Annotated in this window: 2 protein-coding genes; one reads left to right on the top strand and one right to left on the bottom strand. The window is 24.6% G+C overall.

All coding sequences use genetic code 11. The annotated features are described in order from the left end of the window. Window positions 1-1,052 (top strand): AAA family ATPase (locus tag ACWI69_RS12000; protein WP_448822069.1); only part of this gene is annotated, 1,052 nt, incomplete at its 5' end. A gap of 1,159 nt (window positions 1,053-2,211) precedes the next feature. On the opposite strand, the gene ACWI69_RS11995 is transcribed toward ACWI69_RS12000, so the two are convergent. Continuing rightward, window positions 2,212-2,388, bottom strand: coding sequence for a hypothetical protein (locus ACWI69_RS11995; protein WP_448822068.1), 177 nt, complete (start codon window positions 2,386-2,388; stop codon window positions 2,212-2,214). Window positions 2,389-2,500: the final 112 nt, after the last annotated feature.

Genomic DNA, 2,500 nt, shown 5'->3' with positions numbered 1-2,500 from the left:
AGTTATTTTTTATATTTGATGATATGAGAATTATAGAACTTTTTGATTGTTTAGAATTAAAAATAAAAAAAAACACCAATAAGTTAATTGATTTTAATAATTTGAGCGAAGGAGAAAATCAAAGTTTACTAATAAGTACAATTATTGAAATATTTAATAATAAAGATTGTTTATTTTTATTTGATGAACCTGATGCTTTTTTACATCCAGAGTGGCAAGTAAAATTCATTCAGCAACTTCAATTCAAAAACTCGAATAACCATATAATAAAAAGTACCCATAATCTATCAACAATAATATATTTGAAGGATGAAATCCTTTTATGTTATCAAAATAATAATAAATTAGAAGTGAAAAATTCAGATCACAATTTAATTATTCAAGAATTAAGTTCAAATTTAATAAATTTATCTAAAGATGATATAGTAACATCTCTTAAATATAGATTTGAAATTGAGAATAAAAGTATAGTCTTAGTAGAAGGGAAAACAGATTGTCTTATAATAGAAGAAGCCTGGAAAAAAGTTATGAACAAAGAAATGCCTTTTAAATTAATTCCAATTGGAGGGCATGAAATTATTCAAAGAATATTAATGGATAATACATTAGTTTTAGAAAATAAAGAGAATAAATTAATTAGTATTTTTGATTTTGATGAAGCATATAATTCTTGGAATAAATTAAAAAACAATAAAAGCTTTAATGATTTTGAAACAAATTATCGAAAATGTTTAACTATAAAAAATCCAGAAAAAAATATCTATTCACTATTACTTCCTGTACCAGAAAGTGAAAATATTGAAAGTTTAGTTTTAAGCGATAATGATAAAACATTTGAAGGGGATTCTAAGCTTTCAATAGAATTATTATTTTATGGACTAGATCAAAATTCAGATAAATATTTTCAGGATAAAAAATCTGTTGGTGGAAAATATAAATATTTTTCTGGAAAAAAGATGGAATTTGCAACAAAAATAGTTCCTTTTTTAGATAAAGATAAATTTAAGTATTTTGAACCATTACTAAAAAAACTTGAAGAAATAACAAAATAAAAAATTTTATAAACTATTCAGTTATTTATTGGAGCAAGAGAGTCTATGTGGACTCTCTTTTGTATTGTATGGTTGTGTATTAAGTAGACTAGACTATAAATGATATAGTAAATTTTATGTGATTTTGTATCTATTTCTATTATTTTTATTTTTTTTTTTATAGATATATTACATTATAAAATAAAAATACATTTAATAATACAACAGCAGAGGAAAACAAAGGCAAAAATTAATTTAACCTTTCCCTTTAGTCTGGCGTGGAAAAATAAATAGAATTTAAATTTGTAGAAAAAAACTCAAAACTCTATTGCAGAAATTTGAGTTCAAATTAATTTTTTAATTGATGTGTATAGGTAAAATATTTATTTTGACAAGCTATTTAGTCTTAAAATTATTATCCTAGTTAATAAAGTAACTATTATTGTAAAAGCACATATTAAAGAGTATAATCAAATTAGAGTTTAAGTAAAAAAAGAGGTAGTGTAAAGTATGGTATGAAAGATTACGCAAAAGTTGATTAAGATGATTTTTAAAAATAATCTCAAAATAATTAGAATTTGTAGATGACAAAAAAAGTTTTTTCAAGCTTTCATATAGTATATTAAGCAATTTAGAGACTGGGCAAGAAAATATTCTAAAATAGGTAAAACTGCTCTTAACGATAAAAGAGGAACTCGTAAAGATTTTCAAAATCTTTTTCCTGAAGTATACCCTATTGGTTCAGCTTTAAATTCTCCATATGAATTCACAATTGGTCTTGCGACTACCTGTAAGTTTTTTATATCGTAAATGTAGATAATCATAAATTCTCCTTTGGAATTTTATTTTTTATATTAGGTAAATTATTATAATGTTTTTTTCAAAAATTTGACTTTTTGAAAAGTTTCAAGTATACTATTACTACTAACCCCCTGTAGGGTTAACAAGTTTAATTATGCGAGCTTCGGCTCATGTTCAGAATTTAAGCTTTCACTTTCGTGAAAGCTTTTTTTCTGCCCTTGAACAAGGTAGAGCATAATTAAACTTGGAGGTATTGAGATGTACGTTACTATTGAAACCATCAATATCAATGGAGGAATATTCTTTATTGGAATAGCTCTGATATTTATATTATGGTTAAACAGAAAGTAGCCTCAAACCTCGCCCTCAGGGGCATTTTTTATTTTATAATCCTTTTTCTCTGTCTAATTTGAAGTATTTTACTTCTATTTTCTGCTCCAGTACGAGCTTTTATATAATAATCTTTAATTACTTTAGTATCATTGTGATGTGCATATTCAGCAGCAAAATTTATATCAGAAAGATTACTTAATAAGTTTATTGCAGTTTTACACAACGTATGAGGATAAAGTTTATCATATCCTATTAACTACGAATACGAGCTCTCATCTTACTTTGTTGCATTTGTATTTAATCTTTGCTATAAATAAGCAATCGGAAGCTCTATT

Source organism: Cetobacterium sp. (assembly GCF_977044495.1).
Note: the sequence above shows the minus strand (reverse complement) of the source record. Positions and strands in the feature narration are given on the sequence as shown.